This is a genomic window from Roseateles sp., from assembly GCF_036404855.1.
In the GTDB taxonomy this organism is placed as follows: Bacteria; Pseudomonadota; Gammaproteobacteria; order Burkholderiales; family Burkholderiaceae_C; genus Pelomonas.
The window spans coordinates 1-3,311 of sequence record NZ_DASWYS010000104.1; the positions used below are offsets into that span (position 1 = coordinate 1).

General features: G+C 66.2%; 3 protein-coding genes. All 3 read right to left on the reverse strand.

Annotated features, from left to right (window positions below):
- Positions 1–417: 417 nt before the first annotated feature.
- A complete protein-coding gene (istB, locus tag VGF12_RS06685) occupies positions 418–1,197 on the reverse strand; it encodes an IS21-like element helper ATPase IstB (protein WP_331175260.1) in 780 nt (259 codons plus the stop codon).
- Positions 1,198–1,244: 47 nt separating this feature from the next.
- Positions 1,245–2,768 (reverse strand): IS21 family transposase, encoded by a 1,524-nt coding sequence (gene istA / locus VGF12_RS06690; RefSeq protein ID WP_331175261.1) that lies wholly within the window; start codon positions 2,766–2,768, stop codon positions 1,245–1,247.
- Between the two features lie 333 nt (positions 2,769–3,101).
- Positions 3,102–3,311: hypothetical protein (locus tag VGF12_RS06695; RefSeq protein WP_331175262.1), on the reverse strand; the 210-nt coding region annotated here is incomplete at its 5' end.

Genomic DNA, 3,311 nt, shown 5'->3' on the forward strand with positions numbered 1-3,311 from the left:
CTCGGGGCGGTTTTGTTTGGGTGCATTCAAGCACCCAGTCGAACGTATTTTCCAATGAGGGGATGCGGGGCTGATGCCTCGCATGCAAGACAGGCAAGACCTCTTCAGCAGCCTCAGACGGTCAGCTTGTGCAGCATTTGCTGCCCGCCCAGCACGGCCAGCACGCGTTTGACGTTGTAGGCCAGTGTCGCCAGCGCGATCTCTGTGCCCGCCCCCGTCAGACCCCGCATCAGGAAGCGAGGCTTGCGTATTTCGGCGAACGTGACCGGTCATTTCGGTCATCGTGACCGACACCGATGAAGGGTGTCGGCGAGGTCGTTTCGGTATCGTGACCGCCCGTTTCGGCGATCGTGACCGCCGGGCCGGCGGCGGGTGCTGCGAAGAGGTTTGAGTTTAGGGTTGGGACGGCTGATCAGGTCATGGTTGGGCCTCCGGAGCTGTCTTGTTGGGCTTGGTTGGCGCGCGTGCAGCGCGCCCGGTCCGGCGCGACTCGCCTTCAAGGCTGAAGCGCCGGCAGTGCTGCATCAGCCGGTCCAGGATGGCGTCGGCGACCGTCGGGTCGCCCAGCCACGCGTGCCAATGCTCGATCGGCAATTGGTGCGTGATGATGGTGGCGCGCTGCGCGCTGCGGTCGTCGATCATTTCCAGCAGGTCAGCACGCAGGGCCGCGTCGATGGGCCCCGTTCCCCAGTCGTCCAGCACCAGGACGTCGATCTTGGCCAGCGCCTGCAGCCAGCGCCGGAAGCTGCCTGCACCGTGCAGGATGCGCAGCTCCTCGCCCAAGCGCGGCACACGCAAGTACAGCGCCGAGCGCCCCTGTCGGCACGCGTACTGCGCCAGCGCACAGGCCAACCAAGTCTTGCCCAGGCCGGTGGCTCCGGCGAAGCAGATCGTCTCGCCGCGCTCGATCCACGTCGATAGCGCCAGGCTCATCAGCGCCGAGCGATCGATGCCGTGGATGCCCTCGAAGCTCGCGTCCTCCAAGGTAGCGCTGGGGTACTTCAGCTGCGCCCGCTGGAGCAGCCGGGTGCGCTTGCGGTCGCCGCGGGCGTACACCTCGCGCTCGACCAGCAAGGCCAGACGTTCTTCGAAGGACAAGCCTAGGCAGTCGCCCTGGTCTTGTTGCTGTTGCAGGGCGTCGGCGAAGCCTTGGAGCTTGAGGGCGCGCAGTTGGGCGATGGTGGCGTTGTTGAGCATGGGAGTCAGCGTTCGTTGCTTGGCGGCGGGTGTCGAGGCGGGGTGCGTCATTGGTAGTAGTCCGGGCCACGCACATTGGCGTGCGCCGGGCTGGTCCACTCGGCAGCGCTCTCCTGGGCGACGAGGTCACGGTTGTTGGCCAGCAGGTCACGCACATGCCGGTAGCGCACCGTCCCCAGCGCCAGGGCCCGTTCGCACGCCGCCTCCAGGCGTTCCTTGCCGTAGCTGCGTGACAGGCTCAGCAGTCCCAGGCAGGAGCGGTACCCGTGCTCGGGATGCTTGTAGGTCTGCAGCAGCCGCGTGACGAGCTCACCGCAAGCCATGCCGATCTGCTGGCCCCACTCGATCAAGCGCTGAGGCGTCCATTCCAAGTGCGCCCGGTGCGCGGCCGGCATGTGGGCGTCGACGGTGGTGAACTTGCCGCGAAGGCTGCTGCGCACATGGGCTGCCACGCGCTGCCCGCGCAGCAGCAGCTCCACGCCGTGTTGGGTCAGCCGTGCCTCCAGCACCTGGCCCACCAGCGGATGGGGCACGCTGTAGCGATGGCCGTCGACCTCGACGTGGTAATCGATGTGGACCTTCACGGTCTTGAAGCGCGCGAGCTCGTAGCGCTGCGACGGCAGCGGCATCAGTGCCGGCTTGTCCAGCTCCGCGAACACGCTGGCGCGGCTGCCGGCCAGCTTCTGGAACGGGCGGTCGTTCACGCTGGGCAGCAGCTCGGCAATGGCCGCATCGACCTGCGCGACGGTGTCGAAGCGGTGGTGGCGCAACCGCGCGAGTACCCACCGTCCGATGACTTGGACCGAGCTCTCAGCGGTGGCTTTGTCCTTTGGGGAACGCGGGCGTGCCGGGAGGACCGAGGTCCCGTAGTGGCGGGCGAAGTCCTGCACCGTGTCGTTGGCACGCGGCTCGTAGCGGTCGGCCGACGCGATCACGGCCGTGGCGTTGTCCGGCACCACGAGTTGAGGCACGCCGCCGTAGAAGTGCAGCGCGCGCACCATGCCGGCGATCCAGTCGTCTAGGCGCTGCGCCGGCGTGGCACAGGCGAACACGCAGCTGGAGGCGGCCATGGCCGAGACGAAGACCTGGGCGCGGGCGCCGTCGCGCAGCGGCACTGTCGAGCCGGCGTAGTCGACGAACATCTTTTCCCCAGCACGACGGTGCTGGCGCATCGATCGCTTGAGCGTGGCCGCGAAGGCCTTGTAGTGCTCGCAGAACTGCGTGTAGCGCCAGGTGCGGCCCTGCGGGTTGGCCTCCACATATTCCTGCCACAGCAGCATCAGCGTCATGCCCTTGCGATCGAGCTCGCGGTGGATGCGAGCCCAGTCGGGAACAACGATGGGAAGGGCTGCGCTGGAGCGGGGCTGCAGGGCGGTCGAGAGCTGCTGGTCGCTCCAGTCCTGGACGGCGTCCCAGTCCAGGTCGGCGGCGGTGGCCAGGCTGACGTACTTGGCGACGGCGCCCTTGGAGATCTTCAAGGCGGTGGCGACCTGCTCGTGAGAGAGCTTCGCGTGCCACTTCAGGCGGATGACATCTTTGATCATGCGTAGAGAGAGTTGTTGCTTGGGCATTCCGCGGCTCGAAGGCAAAAACCGTCGAGGGTAGGAGGCCCGGGTTGCGTTCTCTACGCAGCACTGCCGGCACGACCGGCGCGACCCTTACGAGGCGCCGTCACTGCGGTCACGATCGCCGAAATGGGCGGTCACGATGCCGAAACGGTCGGTCACGATGAGCCGAAATCGACTGCCGGTCACGATGACCGAAATGACCGGTCACGATGCCGAAATCGGCGGTCACGTTGGGCCGAAATACGCAAGCTCGCGCAGGTTCGCTGCCCGAGCTTCTTTCAATTCAACGGCGCGATATTGGCGGGCGCGAAGCGCCTCTCACGCTGCTTGAACCGGCTACGCCTTGCTTGCCTCATGCGCCGGCAAGGCGAAGGAGTACCGCTGCGCCAGCTCACCGTACTTCAGCAAAGTAACGAGCGGCACCGGTTCGACGCCTTCGAAATGCAGCTGCTTAAAGCCAGCATGAAGCAGGTCGAGCAACTGCATCTTGCGCGGGTTGGTCGCGAACAGGCTGTTCTCAGTCTCGCCATCCCAGAACACGTCGTT